Source organism: Stenotrophomonas sp. 22692, assembly GCF_052045015.1.
Taxonomy (GTDB): Bacteria; Pseudomonadota; Gammaproteobacteria; order Xanthomonadales; family Xanthomonadaceae; genus Stenotrophomonas; species Stenotrophomonas geniculata.
In genome coordinates this window covers 1-13,876 of record NZ_JBQEMR010000046.1, presented here as the reverse complement: position 1 = coordinate 13,876, position 13,876 = coordinate 1, and the positions used below count along the sequence as shown (strand labels likewise).

At 64.5% G+C, this 13,876-nt stretch carries 18 protein-coding genes; 6 read left to right on the top strand and 12 right to left on the bottom strand.

Translation table 11 applies throughout. From position 1 onward, the window contains the following. Positions 1-9: 9 nt before the first annotated feature. From ACTJJM_RS19155 to ACTJJM_RS19140, 4 genes are all read right to left on the bottom strand, one after another. The gene (locus ACTJJM_RS19155) at positions 10-885 is read right to left on the bottom strand and encodes an EcsC family protein (protein ID WP_109813661.1); all 876 of its coding nucleotides are present in this window, start codon (positions 883-885) and stop codon (positions 10-12) included. A gap of 123 nt (positions 886-1,008) precedes the next feature. Continuing rightward, positions 1,009-1,581 carry an oligoribonuclease gene (gene orn, locus ACTJJM_RS19150; protein ID WP_043402905.1) on the bottom strand — a complete coding sequence of 191 codons (573 nt, stop codon included), beginning with the start codon at positions 1,579-1,581 and terminating at the stop codon, positions 1,009-1,011. A 75-nt stretch (positions 1,582-1,656) separates the two neighbouring features. After that, complete coding sequence (tadA, locus tag ACTJJM_RS19145) at positions 1,657-2,181, bottom strand: tRNA adenosine(34) deaminase TadA (RefSeq protein ID WP_010484897.1); 525 nt, start codon at positions 2,179-2,181, stop codon at positions 1,657-1,659. Positions 2,182-2,257: 76 nt separating this feature from the next. Then, positions 2,258-2,617, bottom strand: a complete 360-nt coding sequence (locus tag ACTJJM_RS19140) for a winged helix-turn-helix transcriptional regulator (RefSeq protein ID WP_010484895.1) — start codon at positions 2,615-2,617, stop codon at positions 2,258-2,260. Positions 2,618-2,694: 77 nt separating this feature from the next. Here ACTJJM_RS19140 and ACTJJM_RS19135 point away from each other — a divergent pair, with 77 nt between their 5' ends. The 3 genes from ACTJJM_RS19135 (at position 2,695) to ACTJJM_RS19125 (ending at position 4,233) form a co-directional block, all read left to right on the top strand. Further along, a complete protein-coding gene (locus tag ACTJJM_RS19135) occupies positions 2,695-3,462 on the top strand; it encodes an NAD(P)H-dependent oxidoreductase (RefSeq protein WP_224328278.1) in 768 nt (255 codons plus the stop codon). Positions 3,463-3,530: 68 nt separating this feature from the next. After that, positions 3,531-3,968 (top strand): acetyltransferase, encoded by a 438-nt coding sequence (locus ACTJJM_RS19130; protein ID WP_010484891.1) that lies wholly within the window; start codon positions 3,531-3,533, stop codon positions 3,966-3,968. A 58-nt stretch (positions 3,969-4,026) separates the two neighbouring features. Beyond that, entirely contained in the window at positions 4,027-4,233 is a 207-nt protein-coding gene (locus ACTJJM_RS19125; protein WP_005410107.1) for a hypothetical protein, read from the top strand. Positions 4,234-4,255: 22 nt separating this feature from the next. Here the strand turns inward: ACTJJM_RS19125 and ACTJJM_RS19120 are convergent, their stop codons facing one another. After that, a complete protein-coding gene (locus tag ACTJJM_RS19120; RefSeq protein ID WP_049455014.1) occupies positions 4,256-4,762 on the bottom strand; it encodes a GNAT family N-acetyltransferase in 507 nt (168 codons plus the stop codon). 274 nt (positions 4,763-5,036) lie between these two features. Between ACTJJM_RS19120 and ACTJJM_RS19115 the strand changes: the two genes are divergently transcribed. From ACTJJM_RS19115 to ACTJJM_RS19105, 3 genes are read left to right on the top strand one after another with little or no spacing between them, the layout of a single operon-like run. Continuing rightward, a complete protein-coding gene (locus ACTJJM_RS19115) occupies positions 5,037-5,693 on the top strand; it encodes a hypothetical protein (RefSeq protein WP_049455023.1) in 657 nt (218 codons plus the stop codon). A gap of 44 nt (positions 5,694-5,737) precedes the next feature. Beyond that, positions 5,738-6,391 carry a hypothetical protein gene (locus ACTJJM_RS19110; RefSeq protein WP_049455015.1) on the top strand — a complete coding sequence of 218 codons (654 nt, stop codon included), beginning with the start codon at positions 5,738-5,740 and terminating at the stop codon, positions 6,389-6,391. Then, on the top strand, positions 6,388-7,716 hold the full coding sequence (locus ACTJJM_RS19105) for an XVIPCD domain-containing protein (protein WP_049455016.1): 1,329 nt from the start codon (positions 6,388-6,390) through the stop codon (positions 7,714-7,716). Before ACTJJM_RS19110 ends, ACTJJM_RS19105 begins: the two co-directional genes overlap by 4 nt. Before the next feature lie 54 nt (positions 7,717-7,770). On the opposite strand, the gene ACTJJM_RS19100 is transcribed toward ACTJJM_RS19105, so the two are convergent. From ACTJJM_RS19100 to ACTJJM_RS19070, 7 genes are all read right to left on the bottom strand, one after another. After that, positions 7,771-9,039 carry a hypothetical protein gene (locus ACTJJM_RS19100; protein WP_380574818.1) on the bottom strand — a complete coding sequence of 423 codons (1,269 nt, stop codon included), beginning with the start codon at positions 9,037-9,039 and terminating at the stop codon, positions 7,771-7,773. 97 nt (positions 9,040-9,136) lie between these two features. Next, positions 9,137-10,144: an XVIPCD domain-containing protein gene (locus ACTJJM_RS19095; protein ID WP_049455025.1), complete on the bottom strand. Its 1,008-nt coding sequence runs from the start codon at positions 10,142-10,144 to the stop codon at positions 9,137-9,139. Between the two features lie 57 nt (positions 10,145-10,201). Then, positions 10,202-10,738: a hypothetical protein gene (locus ACTJJM_RS19090; protein WP_049455020.1), complete on the bottom strand. Its 537-nt coding sequence runs from the start codon at positions 10,736-10,738 to the stop codon at positions 10,202-10,204. A gap of 597 nt (positions 10,739-11,335) precedes the next feature. Then, positions 11,336-11,779: a DUF4189 domain-containing protein gene (locus ACTJJM_RS19085; RefSeq protein ID WP_224329402.1), complete on the bottom strand. Its 444-nt coding sequence runs from the start codon at positions 11,777-11,779 to the stop codon at positions 11,336-11,338. A 530-nt stretch (positions 11,780-12,309) separates the two neighbouring features. After that, complete coding sequence (locus ACTJJM_RS19080; RefSeq protein WP_224329403.1) at positions 12,310-12,732, bottom strand: DUF4189 domain-containing protein; 423 nt, start codon at positions 12,730-12,732, stop codon at positions 12,310-12,312. 424 nt (positions 12,733-13,156) lie between these two features. Next, on the bottom strand, positions 13,157-13,654 hold the full coding sequence (locus ACTJJM_RS19075; RefSeq protein WP_224328280.1) for a DUF4189 domain-containing protein: 498 nt from the start codon (positions 13,652-13,654) through the stop codon (positions 13,157-13,159). A gap of 26 nt (positions 13,655-13,680) precedes the next feature. Further along, the coding region (locus ACTJJM_RS19070; RefSeq protein ID WP_414610416.1) for a hypothetical protein at positions 13,681-13,876 on the bottom strand (196 nt) is incomplete at its 5' end.

The following is a 13,876-nucleotide window of genomic DNA, read 5'->3' as shown; positions in this document are numbered from 1 at the left end:
GGCGTGGATCTACTCCAGGCGGGGTTCGATCTTTACCGCGCCATGCGCCACGCGGTCATAGCAGGTGCGCACCACGTCTTCCCCGTACTTCAGCTCCAGCCGGCGCACGATGAAGTGACCGCGCGCCATGTCCTGGTAGTAGTCGGTGAACATGGTATTGAGCGTTGCACCTGCAGCGGCACCGACAATCGGCACCGCCTGCGCAGCGAATTTCTCGGTGACCACCACGCCGAAACGCGCCGCCACTTTCTCCACCATCTTCGCCAGCAGCTTGCCGGCCTCCTTCGGCGCCACGCCCAGGGTCAGGTCGCGGCCGGTCACCACGCGCCCGGCCAATTCGGCCGACAGGTGGCGCATCACGTCGGTGGTGAAGCCGCGGGCCAGGTAGTAGCCGGTCTCGCTGGCGTCATCGCGCGGCGAGTTGCCACCCAGCGCGAACACCTCCAGGCAGGCCTGGCGGGTGCTGAACCCGGACAGGTCAAAGCCCTCGCTGCGGGCCACGTCGGCCACCGCGCGCATCATGATGGTGGTCGACACCGGCAGCTCGATGAACAAGGCCGCAAAGCCAAATGCCCCGCCGACCGCGCCGGAGGTGGCCGCCGCCAGCTTGTGCCAGCGGGTGGAGGCCCCCTTGCCCGGGGTGTTGTCCATGCTCCACAGCGCGGCCTGCGCCGATTTGGTCAGCGCCGCCTGCACCGCACCGTGGATGCGGTTGGAGACCGAACTGGGCAGCGCCTTCACCGCGAACTCCAGCGGCGTGCCAACCAGGTTGGCCATGCGCGCGGTCAGGGTCGGCGCCTCCAGCAGCGCCACCGCCCGCTGCAGGTCGGACCAGTCGCGGGCGTCGTGGGCGATGTCGCGGGGGAGCAGGATGGGCTCGTTCATGGCGCCGATCTTAGCGCCAGGGAGTTGAACGGTTCGTCGCGGGGCACGACAGAGGGGTCAGAGCCCTTTCCGCTGGAAAGGCATCCGCCCCCGGCGTTGCCGGCCAGCGGCCGGCACTACCGATCAAGGCGTCGAAAGGCCGGAAAGCGCCCCCATGAACTGGCGGTAGTGGCGCAGCTCGGCGATCGAGTCGTGCACGTCGCTCAGCGCGGTGTGGTTGCTGTTCTTGCCGACGCCGGCGGCCACGGTCGGCGCCCAGCGCTTGGCCAGTTCCTTCACCGTGGACACGTCCAGGTTGCGGTAGTGGAAGTACTTCTCCAGGCGCGGCATCTGGCGGTGCAGGAAGCGGCGGTCCTGGCAGATCGAGTTGCCGCACATCGGTGACAGGCCGGCCGGAATCCACTGCGCCAGGAAGTTCACGGTCTGCGCCTCGGCCTGGGCCAGCGTGGTGGTGCTGTCCACCACGCGCTGCCACAGGCCCGAACGACGGTGCTGGTTGCGGTTCCACTCGTCCATCGCTTCCAGCGTTTCCAGCGGATGATGGATGGCGAATTCAGGGCCCTCGGCCAGCACGTTGAGCTGGGCATCGGTGACCACGGTGGCGATCTCGATGATCGAATCGTTGTCGGTGTCCAACCCGGTCATTTCCAGGTCGATCCAGATCAGTCGTTCGTTGGCCGCGCCGGTGTCCGCCATTGTGTCGCCTCGTTGCTGGGCAGGCGCGCGGCCCACCGGTAATGAAAAGAGGCGCCCATCATACCCGTTCGCCCCTCAGCCCTCGCCGGCGTGGTCTTCCAGCAGCAGCGGCGGCTTGCCACGTTTGGCGCGGAAATAATTGGTCAGGCGTGTACTGGCTTCCTTGGCCAGCACCCCGCCGTGAATCTCGACGCGATGGTTGTGGCGGGCGTCGCCAATGAGGTCGAACACGCTGCCGCAGGCGCCCGTCTTGGGGTCACTGGCGCCGTAGACCAGACGGGCGACGCGTGCATGCACGATCGCCATCGCGCACATCGCGCACGGCTCCAGGGTCACATACAGCGTGCTGCCGAGCAGGCGGTGGTTCGCCAGCAGCTTTCCGCCGGCCCGCATCGCCACGATCTCGGCGTGCGCGCTGGGGTCGTGCGAGGCGATGTTGAGGTTCCAGCCCTCCCCCAGCAGCTGGCCATCGGCACCCACCAGCACGGCTCCGACCGGAATTTCGTCGAACTCGCGCTGCGCGCGCTCGGCCAGCGCCAGCGCGTGGCGCATCCAGTGTTCATCGGTGTCGTGCACCGGCACGCCCAGGGCGTCGGTCATGGCGGTTCTCGCGTGTGTGCAGGGCCAGGATGGCCGGCCGGGGCCGCATTGTACGCCCCGGGCCGTACAGGCGCCGCTAGCGCGCGTCGAAGCGCTCGCGGGCCGCATCCAGCGCCGGGAAATTGTGCTCCGCCCAGCGGTCCAGGGCGGACAACGTCTCGACCAGACCGTGCGCGACCTCGGTCAGGCGGTACTCGACATGCAGCGGTTTGCTGCCCCGGTCACACCGCTCGACCAGCCCATTGCGCTCCAGCTGTCGCAGAGTCTGGGTCAGCACCTTCTGCGAGATGCCTTCGATCTTCCGCAGCAACGCGCCGTTGCGAAGCGGGCCCTGCGCCAATGCCGGCAGCAGCAGCATCACCCACTTGCCGGAGATCAGCGCCAGCGCATCGCGCGCCGAGCAATCGGCGGCATAGACATCGCCCGGATAGGCCATGGTTACCTCAAGGTGCGTAATTGCCGGGGCATGCCGGCACCGCGAGGATGGTCGCACACTCCTCGAACACCTCGCCCATGCGCGCCCTGATCCTGCTTGCCCACCCCGAACCCCGCTCCTTCAATGCCAACCTCGCCGCGCAGGCGGCCGAGCAGCTGAGGCACGACCACTCGCAGGTGGATGTGGTCGACCTGTATGCGGAAGGCTTCGATCCGCTGGAAGCGGCCTGGCACCATCCACGGCGCCTGCAGCCCGAGCGCTTCGATGCCCAGCGCGAACAACGCCACAGCGCCGAACTGGAGCAGTTGCCCGCCGATGTGCGACGTCACCTGCACCTGCTGCGGGTCGCAGACCTGGTGATCCTGCAGTTCCCGCTGTGGTGGTTCGCGGCGCCAGCCATCCTCAAGGGCTGGCTGGACCGCGTGCTGGTATATGGGCCGATGTACAACAGCCGTCAGCGCCACGAACATGGCGTGATGCAGGGCAAGCGTGCATTGCTGAGCGTCACCACCGGTTCATCGGCACGGGCATGCGCGGTGGACGGCCGCGAAGGCGACACCCGATTGCTGCTGTGGCCGTTGATGTACAGCCTGCGCTACGTCGGCTTCGAGGTGATGGAGCCATGCGTGGTGCATGGCGTGCGTTCCGGGCTTGCAGCGGAACGCGTGCAGGCCCACGACGAAGCACTGGTTGCAGCCACCCTCTCCTACCGCGAGCGACTGACGCACTGGCGGCAGTGGCCAATTGTGCCCTTCAACGACAGCGATGACTTCGAGGATGGGGTGGTGCTGCGCGCGGACGCGACTGCGCACAGCCCCTTCATCCGCCACCGCGACGCGGGATGAATCTTCGCCTGCAGGCGCTACCGGAAAGCCTCATACTTCGCACTCTTCCGAAGCACCTTGGTGAACCCATGACCACCCTGCGCCCCTCTCGCGCCGACGACGGCGCCGCCCTTGTCGACCTCTGGCGTCGCGCCGTCGACGCCACCCACGACTTCCTCAGTGCCGAAGACCGCCAGGCCATCGATGCCGAAGTGGCCGGTTTCCTGCCGCAGGCGCCGATGACCGTTGCTGTCGATGCACAGGATCGGCCGCTGGGCTTCATGCTGATCGACGGCACGCACATGGAAGCGCTGTTCATCGATCCCGACGTACGTGGCACCGGGATCGGCCGGCAACTGCTGCAACATGCACTTGCCCAGCATCCGCAGCTGAGCACTGACGTCAACGAACAGAACGCACAGGCCGTCGGCTTCTACCTGCGCATGGGCTTCGTCGAAAGCGGCCGCTCACCGCTCGATTCGCAAGGCCGTCCGTATCCGCTCATCCATCTTCGGCATAACGGCTGACATCCGTCGGCAGCGGCCACGTGCTAGCGTGGCTGCTTTCGACCAAGGAACGCCGTGCATGGATGGTGCAAAAGCCCTGCTGACCCTGTTTGCGCTGGGCATCAGCCTGGTCTGGATCCTGGTGCCGTTCGCCATCTTCGCCGTGCGCAACCTGCTGCGTGAGGTACTGGTCGAGCAGCGCCGTACCAACGAACTGCTTGAACACATCGGCGGCTACCGCATTCCGAAGCCGCAACCCGAACCGACTGTCTGGCGGGCGCCCTGAGCCGGAACGTGCCAGGCCCGGATCAGGCCGTCGCCTCGAAGGCCGGAGAGTACTGCACCTCGCCCTGTGCCAGCGGAGGCTGCAGGCAAAGTGCCTGGAAGTACTCTGCAGGCACACCCGGCAGGACCAGGCCCGGCTCGGCACGGAAGCCGAAGCGACCGTAATAGGCCGGCTCGCCCAGCAATACACAGCCATGTGCACCCTGCTGACGCAGTGCTTCAAGTGCGGCGTGCATCAGGGCCGCACCGATGCCCTGCCCCTGCCACGCGGGTAAAACCGAGATCGGCCCCAGGCCGAACCAGCCCGTGCTGCCATCGCTGATCGTCACCGGCGACACCGCCACATGGCCGATCACCTTCCCGTCCATCTCGGCCACCAGCGAAACGCTCAGCTGCCCGCTGGCGCGCAGGGCGTCGACGATGAACTGCTCGGTATGGCTGCTGTGCGCAGCATCCCGGAATGCGGCCTCGGTGAGCGCACGGAGGGTGGCATGATCATCAATGGCTTCGGCACGGATGGTGTAGTTCATGGCGTAATGTTCGCTTGCGTGAGAGTCGCGTGAATTAGCGATTGACGTCACAAATATATGGCGAAATACAGAACGTGAAGCGTAATGGCTCCGAGAACCTCGAATCGCCTGTGCCGCAATCGATTCGGCGACGCCGCCGAACGCTGAATGCGTCAAAATTCCGTCACCCACGCCTTGCCCTAGCTGGCGCCAGGTTTCCAGAACACTCCATAATCGATAAACCTGTCACCAGGGAAGGATATATGGACACGGACGCACGATGCAGGATGCCGCCATGGATGTAGCCATGCCGACACGCAAGGGACGCCATCTGGTACCGATGGGCCTCTTGCTGGCACTGACGGCCTGCTCGCCTTACGCGGACGCAGAGCGTGACGTTGCCGCAGGTGGACGCGGCATGGCCAAGCTCAACCCGTCACCGCAGCAGGGCTACGAGCTGGTGCTGACACTGAAGGACGCGCCGGGCCCGTTCGCGATTGTTGAGGGCTCGGCCCAGTACGACGCCAGCAACTACGCAGACTGTGGACGGATCGTGCCTGCAACGGGCACTGCAGGCCGCATCACCAGCCAGGAGCCCGTCACCCTGCACAAGGTCGGCGAGCACGAATACCGCGGCACGTTCTACCTGGACCGCATGCTGGACGAGGACTACTACGGGCGTGGCGTCTGCCATTGGTCGCTGACAGGTGTCGGTGCGATGTTGCGCGCCACGAACGGCAAGGCGGATACGCGATTCCTGACGTTCATCGACAAGAAGCGCATGGACGCGGGGAGCCAATTGACACGGTACTACCCACGCGCCGACTACCCGCGGATCGAAGAGATCACCGGATACGGAGCGAGCGGCAAGGAAGATCCTTCAGCGTACAAAGAAGAGCTGCGCAATGCGCTGTTCTCAACCACCACTACTGTGCAGAAGCTTGTGCCATGAACTGCCAGTGTCACATTTACCTCTACCCCCAAAGGAGGCCGACATTGCGCCACAAGATGATTCCGTGCCTTGCTCTGCTTCTATTGACCGCCTGCAACCCGGAGACCGCCATGAACCAGGAACGTGCCGCTGCTGAAGCCGATGTCGCCCAGGGTGGGCGTGGCCTCGCCAAGCTCAACCCCAGCCCGCGCAAGGCCTATGAGCTGGTGCTGCGCCTGAAGGACGCCCCGGGCGATTTCGCGGTGGTCGAAGGCGTGGCCCAGTACGACGTCACCAACGAAGACCAGTGCGGCCACATCGAGCCGGCCACCGGTACGGCGGCACGCATCACCAGCCAGGAGCCGGTGGAGCTGCGCAAGGTCGCTGATGGTGAGTACCGCGGCACGCTGTATGTGGACCGCATGCTGGATGAAGACTACTACGGTCGTGGCGTCTGCAAGTGGGAGTTCACCGGTGCCGGGGCAATGCTGAAGGCGACGGGTGCCGAAGAAGAGACCCGCTTCCTCACTTTCGTCGACGCCAAGCCGCTGACCGAAGGTGGCGCCCATACGCTCTACTATCCGGATCTGGTCTATCCGAAGGCAGATCGCGTTCCCAACTTCCCAGCCAGTGGCGAGCCCGATCGCAGCAACTACGCCCCTGATCTGCAGGACAAGCTGTTTACGATCACCCTCTCCGCAAGTGAGGTGGCGCCGTGACCGTCACCTCTCAGGACTACGCCGCGTTATCCAATGACGCCTACAAGGATCGGGCCGTCGGCCGACGTGAACCCGGCCAAGAAGAAAAAGTCACGTTAAACGGCCATGAGTACAAGATACTTGAGCATGTCAACAATCGTCTCAACGGCTATCAGGGCACCGTCTATCAGCGCGTAGACACCAAAGAGATCGTCATTGCCCATCGTGGCACCGAGCAGATCGCCCGCGACGCGATTCTGACCGATGGCGGAATGGTGGTTGCACGCACCAATGTCCAGGCACCTGACGCGATCGCATTGACGCAGAGGACAATTGAAGGCGCCGCACTTCAGTCCCGCTTGAGCGGCGGACCTGCCCCCCAGGTCACCGTCACAGGCCACTCCCTCGGCGGCGCCCTCGCCCAGATCACCTCGCACCATTTCAACGTCAAGGGCGAGACCTTCAACGCCTACGGCGCGGTCAGCCTCAGCTACCGCATTCCGGAAGGCGGCAACACCATGATCAACCATGTCATGGCCTCCGATCCGGTCAGCGCTGCCTCGCCGCACTTCGGCCAGGTGCGCGTCTATGCCAAGCCCGATGAGATCAAGACGCTGGCAGCGAACGGCTTCAGCAATCACCCCCTGCGTGACCTGATCCCAGACCGCCCGATCATCGCGGCCACCAGCTCCTTCGGCGCGCACAAGCTGGGCAACTTCCTCGGCGACGGCTCGGTTCTGAAACACCCGGAAACGCAGAAGCTGGCAAAAGACAACGCCAGGATGATCGAGGAGTACCGCGACGACGTCGAGTCACTGCGTCGCGGCGTCACCCGCGCGGCACGGGGCATCCCGGGCGGTGCCATCGATCTGTACGACCACATCCGCGGCCCGCTGCAGCCCGGTGAACCGGCACGCCGCGAAGCGGAGAAGAACGGCCATCACACCAGCATGCTGCGCATGGACGATGCCAATCACCTGGGCAACCCATTGTTCAACGATGCGATCCGCGGCGTGCATGCGCAGGACGTTCGCGTCGGCCGCGTGCCGGATGTGATGAGTACGCAGTTGGCCGGTAGCTTGGCGGCGGAGATGCACGCTGCAGGCGGCAAGCGCATCGACGAGGTGGTGATGAATGCCGACGCCTCACGCAGCTTCGCCGTGCAGGGCCAGGGCGGCGACCCGGCACACCTGCGCGTGTCGGTGGACACGGCGGTGGCAATGAACACGCCGCTGGAGCAGAGCAGCCAGCGGATTGATCAGCAAGCCGCGGGACAGCGCTTGGCACAGGACCGCGATCAGCAACTGGAACAACAGCAGAACCAGACCCGCAGCATGCAGGCCTGATGAACAGCGCGGGAGCCGGTCATTCCGGCTCCCGCTTTACTTCAGCATCGCGCGTCAGGGGCTGGAGGCCGCGACCGGCGCCGACGCACCGGCGGTTACGAACAGATCCGGCCCGGAATCCGGGAAGCCACCACAGGCGCGATCGCCCGGCGCTACCGGGTCACAGGGCCACTGCGCCCGCGCGACCTTCTCACGCAGCTCGAAGCGATCCCCCGTCCAGACCACGAACGCGATGTGCTCGCGGTTCCAGTCACCGTAGGCGCGCGGACCGCCCTTCTGCGCAGACTCCGGGTACTGCACGAACCAGCGCATGGCCGGGCCGTACTGCAACTTGCTATGGTCCAAGCTGATCCGTCCCTTACGCGACAGCTGACGCGCACGATCGGCCTCCGTGACCGGGGGCATGGCCGGCATGGCATCGGCGGTCACATCCCTCGGCGCCGCGTCCCCGCGGACCTGGTACACACGCTGGGCCACGTAGGCCTCGCGGCAATCACCCGCTGGCACGCGGACCGGCTCCGCGCCGTACTCATCGCGGTTGGCGACCTGGTCGCTGCAGGTGAACGGTGCTGACACCAGATAGAACGTGCTGTCGGCGTCGCGCCCTTCCAGCGAGCGCACCCAGATGTCGCCCATCCGCACGATGAAGTCCGGGCGCTGGCCGTAGCCCGGCACCGCCTTGAACCACGCCTTCTGCTGCACCTCACGCTCGCGCCAGCTGCGCGGCAGGTGGATGTCCTGCTGGGGCAGCGCGACCAGCAGCGCGGCCAGATGCGCCGGCATCCTGCCCTGGCAGGCGCCGATCAGCAGCTCGCCCTGGGTCGCCAGCCGCCCGGCCAGATCCACCGGGCAACGGGCGCCAAGCGCGCGCTCGGTGGCCTGCTCGGGCTGCAACGGCACGATGACCAAGGCGGGTGGCGCGGGAGCTACCGCCGGGACGGCTGGCTCGACGACGGCAGGCGGTGCAGCCACAGGCGCCGCCGCTGCGGGCGCAACGGGCGCAGGCGCCGGGTCCGCAGCCGGCGCCGGCTGCGCGTCCACCACAGGTGTCACAGGAGGTGTCACGGCAGCCGGCACTTTGGGAGCCGGTGCCGCGGCAACAGCTTCGGCCGCCGTGGGTGCTGCAACGTGCGTCGTCCCTGCAGGCGCGTCAACGGCCGCCTCGGCAGCGGGGGGCGTCTCCACGAGGGGTGCTGCGGCCTCCTGAGCCTGTGCCGACGCTGCGGCGAGTCCAAGTGACAGCAGCCAGAGCGGCGGCAGGCGGCGCACGGATGCACTGCAGTGGGCGGCGGCGTGCCGGGCATTCTGGGGAACGATTCGCATGTGGTGTCCTTACGAGTGGGTTTCCATGTCGGCGCCACAGGGCGCCACGCGTCGTAGGTAAAGCGCCTGCGGGCACCCTGCCCGCAGGCATCAGGTGCTACAGGGATTTAGAACGCTGCTCCTGCTCGCGGGCAAGCGCAGCCGCCGGGTCCTGCTGGGCGACGCTGGTAGCCAACTGCTGGCTGCTCTGCGCCAGTGGCTGCTGCGCCGCCTGTTCGCGATCGACCGATGCGCGCAGCATGGCCGGGTCACCCAGCGCGCCCTGCACGGCAAACAACGTGCGACCGTCATTGCCGGCCAACAGGTGATCGATACGCGACATTCCGGCCTTCTGCGCGCTGAGCGCCAGTGCGCCGGCGGCATTGTCCAGTTCCTGCACGCTGCGCAGACCGCTTTGCGGCCCCATTTGCTGCAGGTGCTGGCGCGCTCCCGAGAACAGCGTGTATCCCGGCTCGCCCGGTTGCGACATGTCGCGTCCCGTTGCCTGCTGGGCAGGCGCCCCCACTTCGCCACGCTCGAGGCGCGCCATCACATCGGGGGTCAGCTTCTGCTGCCACACGTCAAAACGCTGCTGGCGGGCTTCGATGCCGTTGAGCGCGCCATTCAGGGCACGCGTGGCTTCGCGCACATCCTCGCGCGCCGCCTCCGGCACCCGCGTCTGCCACTGCCACACGGCAATGCGACCTGCGTGCTCGGGCTGCGCGGCCAGTTCCGGGTGATTCACCAGGTCCAGTTCCAGCGCCTTGCCGGCACGCTCATAGTTCTCCTTGCCGACCAGCGGCAGATAGCCGCGGCCGTGATACTTCAGTGCGTCGCCAGGGGCATCGTTGCCCATGCGCCCGCCGTACATCAGCTCAGCCAGGTTTTCCGGGTGGCCACGCAGCGCTTCCTGGCGGGCACTCTCCAGCGCACCGTTGCCATTGCGCCACGCTGCTTCCACCGGGATCTGCGAGATGCCCCGGGTGAAGTTGAAACTCTCGTTGAGACGGCTCAAGCCACGGGATTCATGCCCGGCCTGCGCCATGAAGTTGGCCAGTTCCCGGGACGAGGTGATGCCGGCCTCCGTGGCCTGTCGCAACAATTGCGACTCTCTATCCTGCGACACGGTCAAACTCCTGCTCGATCATCGTGGGGTCCTCCTGCCTCCTCACAGGCGCGGCACTCAAGGCAAGCTCACGTCGGCAACCACGGACGGGTCAAAGTCCTCAAACCGTACCCTACCCAGCTCGGCCGCCGAGAAGTCACGGGTGTGGGTTGCCTCGGTCTCGGTGTCGACCACCCGGCGCTGCACGCCATGGACCCAACAGACCTGCTCGGACGGCGCGTAGCGGAACGTGTAGGTGCTGCTCCAGCGCTCGCGGCTGCCGCCGTTGGTGATCACGCTGAACGCGCCATCCTCGATCGTCACGTAGGCGAAGGGATCACCGGCAATGCCGCCGCGGGTAGAGCATGGCACCAGCTTGTCGTTGCGCGCCGCCAGCTGCCATCGGCCGGCAGCATCGCCCAGCAGCAACAACAGCACCCGGTTGGGACCGTGCTCGCCCGGCACCAGGCCATCGGGGGCGGGCTGATCGATCACCAGCAACTGGTCGTCGATGCCATTGCCGGTCAGATCACCGCGCACGGCTTCCAGCAGGTTCGCGCCGGACGGCACGAACGCCAACGCATTGTCCATGTTCGTGCCGCTCCCCTTCTGCATCCCCTGCCACTCCTTCGATCCCGTCTTGCCAGTACCCGTGCGCCGGCCGGGACACCGCGCAGTGCGCCGCAGGCCCCGGTGTCCGCCAGAGCGGATGATAGCCCCGGCCCTGCGGCGGTGGTGTTGTGGGGGTGCGTCACCCGCACCGCGGGTCGTCAGCGTCCTCATGGACGGGAAAGCTCCTGCGTTCGATGGCACTGATGCGCCGGAATTTTGGCGCGCAGGCAGCTTACTTCGAGGAGGCTTCAGTCGTCGAAGGGGGAACGGAGCGAAAAGCGGACTTGATCACATAAAAGCGGGATCGACGCTGATGGATCCAAGTTCGGGATGCACCACCCGTCAGCGCCCCGCAATTGATCATGCGGACCCAGCTGGGTGGGTCCCCGAGAATGGCACCGCAGGTGTGACCCACGGGTTGAAACAGGTCACAGAAGGCTTGCAACGCTTTGCTCCTTCAACCACGCATCTTTTGATGGCGACAGCTATCGCCTGCCACTCACTGGACTCGATTTATTTGGACATGTGAAATTTGGCAACGGCTCTCCATCCAGTCAACCCTTCGCCCAACGGTTGCGGAGGCATAGGGGGGCAATAGCATCAATACGCCTTGAAGATCGGCTCTGTGCAATCCGCGTAGAAAACCTCGCATGCCCCGGCTTGATCATTCGTGCAGCCTTTCTGAGCTTCGCGCTCCGCCACGTCGAGTGTCGGTCCTCGTCCAATGCCAGAGCCACCCTGACCTGTCCGGCCGCTGGGAACTACCCATGCCGCACACTGATTGAAGTAGGCAAGCACAAGCTTGCGATCGTTCGCACCCGCGGAAGCACATTTGCCAAGGGCTTCCTGCTCCGCTCCACTCTTCCTTCGCTGCCCTGTCGATACACCTGCATCCGAAGTTCGCTTGGAGGTGGCAATTGCACCCCAGGTGGTGACCCATTCTCCAGACGGTTGTGGCGGCGAAATGGGAGCGGTAACCCCGCCATTGTTTGCTCCCGGGATAGGCGCACAGCCCTGTACTCCCTGTCCTCCGATCGGATACATACCAGAGGGGCAGTTGCCCTCAGCCATCACGGAAAAAGACAGAGTCAAGAAGAAAGATGGAATAGCCAGCCTAGTGAACCACTTCATTACGTGCTCCAAGCGCCAAGGCAAGCATCCATGGTCGGGGCGTCTCCCCGTTGACTATTTTTAACCAGCACATCAATCACGCCATGAAATTCTGGGCCCAGAATATCCAGCAGTTTTTTGCAGCATGGCCATCTGGCCGTACCGATGGGTATACACGCCCCGCCAGACCCATTAGATCCAAGCAGGCTTCCAACATGCCCCTGCACAGTCGAAACCCGCGCGTTGACCCGACCACTCATGCCATCAAGCTAGCCATGTCCCTGGAAGATCATAACGTCCTTGCACACGCCGCCGTGCAAAACAGAGCGGTCAGGGTCGGCCTCATTCTCAGCTGCAGCAGCGCAGCCGCGCCCGAGGCTTCTCGGAGCCAAACCTCTGTGCGCGCAAATTGCAACAAACAAATAGCGCTCCGCGTCAATGCAATCATCCCGAGCACGGCCGTTTCAGTAATTCCTGAACAAGGGCTCGGTACAATTTGCATACACAGGAGCACAGGCTCCCGGCTTGTCATTCTTGCAGACTCCCTGAGCAGCCCGCTCGGCATCACCCGGAGTCGGACCGGTGCCAATTCCTGACAGGCCATTTCCAGTCCTTCCGCTCGGGATGACCCAGGAAACGCACTGATTGAAATAGGTCATGCTGACCTTGCAATCGCTTGCTCCACTGGCAGCACATTCTGAGACGGCTTTGCGTTCCGCCTCCTTCTTTGACCGGTGCCCCGTAGAAACGCCGGCATCGGAAGTGCTGGCGGATACCGCAATTCCGCCCCAGGTCTTGATCCACTCACCCGTAGGTTGCGGAGGAGGACGTGGAGACTGCTGGGCGGCGCCACCAGACGCCGCGCCGGGAATTGGTGCGCACCCCATTGCCCCTTGTCCCCCCACGGGGTAGTAACCGGGAGGGCAGGCTCCACCTTCTGCACGTGCAGAGAAAGCTGAAGCTGCAATGATTCCCAAAGACAGCAGGTTAAATAGAGTAGATCGCATGAAACCCTCACCTTTAAGACGGGCCCAAGCGCAGCTACAAAACGCGGGCTCAGCCTCAATCCTCTTTTTTGCACCACGGCTCATAAGGCTGAATACGTGCGTCAGCCAAGACTCAGCAAAACGAAAGCCTCACTGATGCCCTGCGACCCGGGCGAGTCGGCGAACCCACGAATACCCCGAATTGACTCAGCTAGAAGGACTCAAAAACAGGTTCCGAGCAGTACCCTTACTGCCAGGGGCAGGATCAGCATATGCCACACACTGATTTCTATAAGTCGTATCGATCTTGCAGTCTTTAGAGCTTCTAGAACTTCTCAAAGATGGGATCGCTGCACTCGGAGTACATAACCTCACACCCGACACCCCCCTGCTTCTTGCAACCCGAGAGCGCTACAGCACCTGCTCTGGCAATAATGCCATCACGCGCGATATGCGCGCCTGTCTGGGAGGCCGTGGGAGACGCGATCGCCACACACTGGTTCTCATACGAGATCTTGACCACGCAGCTTCGCGCACCCCACGTCGCACATTGACTTAGCGCTTCCTGCTCAGCCTCTTCACGGGAGTACTTCTGCTTTGCAACTCCCGTATCCCCCTTTTCACCCATGGCAACGGCACCCCAGGTCTTATGCCAACGCCCTGTCGGCTGCGGTGGGGGCGATGGCAGCTGTTGCTGGGAAGAGACGCTGCCCGCACCAGGGATCGGAGCGCACCCGCTGACACCCTGCCCGCCAATTGGGTAGAAACCAGACGGGCAGTTGCCTTCAGCCGCTAACGGCGAGGACCAGAACAAAACCACCATTGCCAGAATCCCAACAAAGTACCGCATCAGTCATCCAGGACGAGATTGAGAATGGGGGCAGCAGCTGTGTTCGCCCGGCTGCCGAGCAATTTACCTGAAGGTAGTGACGGCGGCTTACCGACCTGCGCCAACATACGGCCCTCTAAAGCCACGGGCAGCCGAGCGCTGCCTGGACACACTTTCAATACTTGCGGAAGACCGGCGCGGAACATTCCGAGTAAA

Coding starts and splice junctions, on each gene's coding strand:
- ACTJJM_RS19130 (WP_010484891.1), top strand. CDS start 3,531: ATGACCACCCTGCGCCCCTCTCGCGCCGACGACGGCGCCGCCCTTGTC.
- ACTJJM_RS19140 (WP_010484895.1), bottom strand. CDS start 2,617: ATGGCCTATCCGGGCGATGTCTATGCCGCCGATTGCTCGGCGCGCGAT.
- ACTJJM_RS19115 (WP_049455023.1), top strand. CDS start 5,037: ATGGATGTAGCCATGCCGACACGCAAGGGACGCCATCTGGTACCGATG.
- ACTJJM_RS19155 (WP_109813661.1), bottom strand. CDS start 885: ATGAACGAGCCCATCCTGCTCCCCCGCGACATCGCCCACGACGCCCGC.
- ACTJJM_RS19080 (WP_224329403.1), bottom strand. CDS start 12,732: ATGGGGTGCGCACCAATTCCCGGCGCGGCGTCTGGTGGCGCCGCCCAG.
- ACTJJM_RS19100 (WP_380574818.1), bottom strand. CDS start 9,039: ATGCGAATCGTTCCCCAGAATGCCCGGCACGCCGCCGCCCACTGCAGT.
- ACTJJM_RS19085 (WP_224329402.1), bottom strand. CDS start 11,779: ATGTATCCGATCGGAGGACAGGGAGTACAGGGCTGTGCGCCTATCCCG.
- ACTJJM_RS19135 (WP_224328278.1), top strand. CDS start 2,695: ATGCGCGCCCTGATCCTGCTTGCCCACCCCGAACCCCGCTCCTTCAAT.
- tadA (WP_010484897.1), bottom strand. CDS start 2,181: ATGACCGACGCCCTGGGCGTGCCGGTGCACGACACCGATGAACACTGG.
- ACTJJM_RS19090 (WP_049455020.1), bottom strand. CDS start 10,738: ATGCAGAAGGGGAGCGGCACGAACATGGACAATGCGTTGGCGTTCGTG.
- ACTJJM_RS19120 (WP_049455014.1), bottom strand. CDS start 4,762: ATGAACTACACCATCCGTGCCGAAGCCATTGATGATCATGCCACCCTC.
- ACTJJM_RS19125 (WP_005410107.1), top strand. CDS start 4,027: ATGGATGGTGCAAAAGCCCTGCTGACCCTGTTTGCGCTGGGCATCAGC.
- ACTJJM_RS19075 (WP_224328280.1), bottom strand. CDS start 13,654: ATGGTGGTTTTGTTCTGGTCCTCGCCGTTAGCGGCTGAAGGCAACTGC.
- orn (WP_043402905.1), bottom strand. CDS start 1,581: ATGGCGGACACCGGCGCGGCCAACGAACGACTGATCTGGATCGACCTG.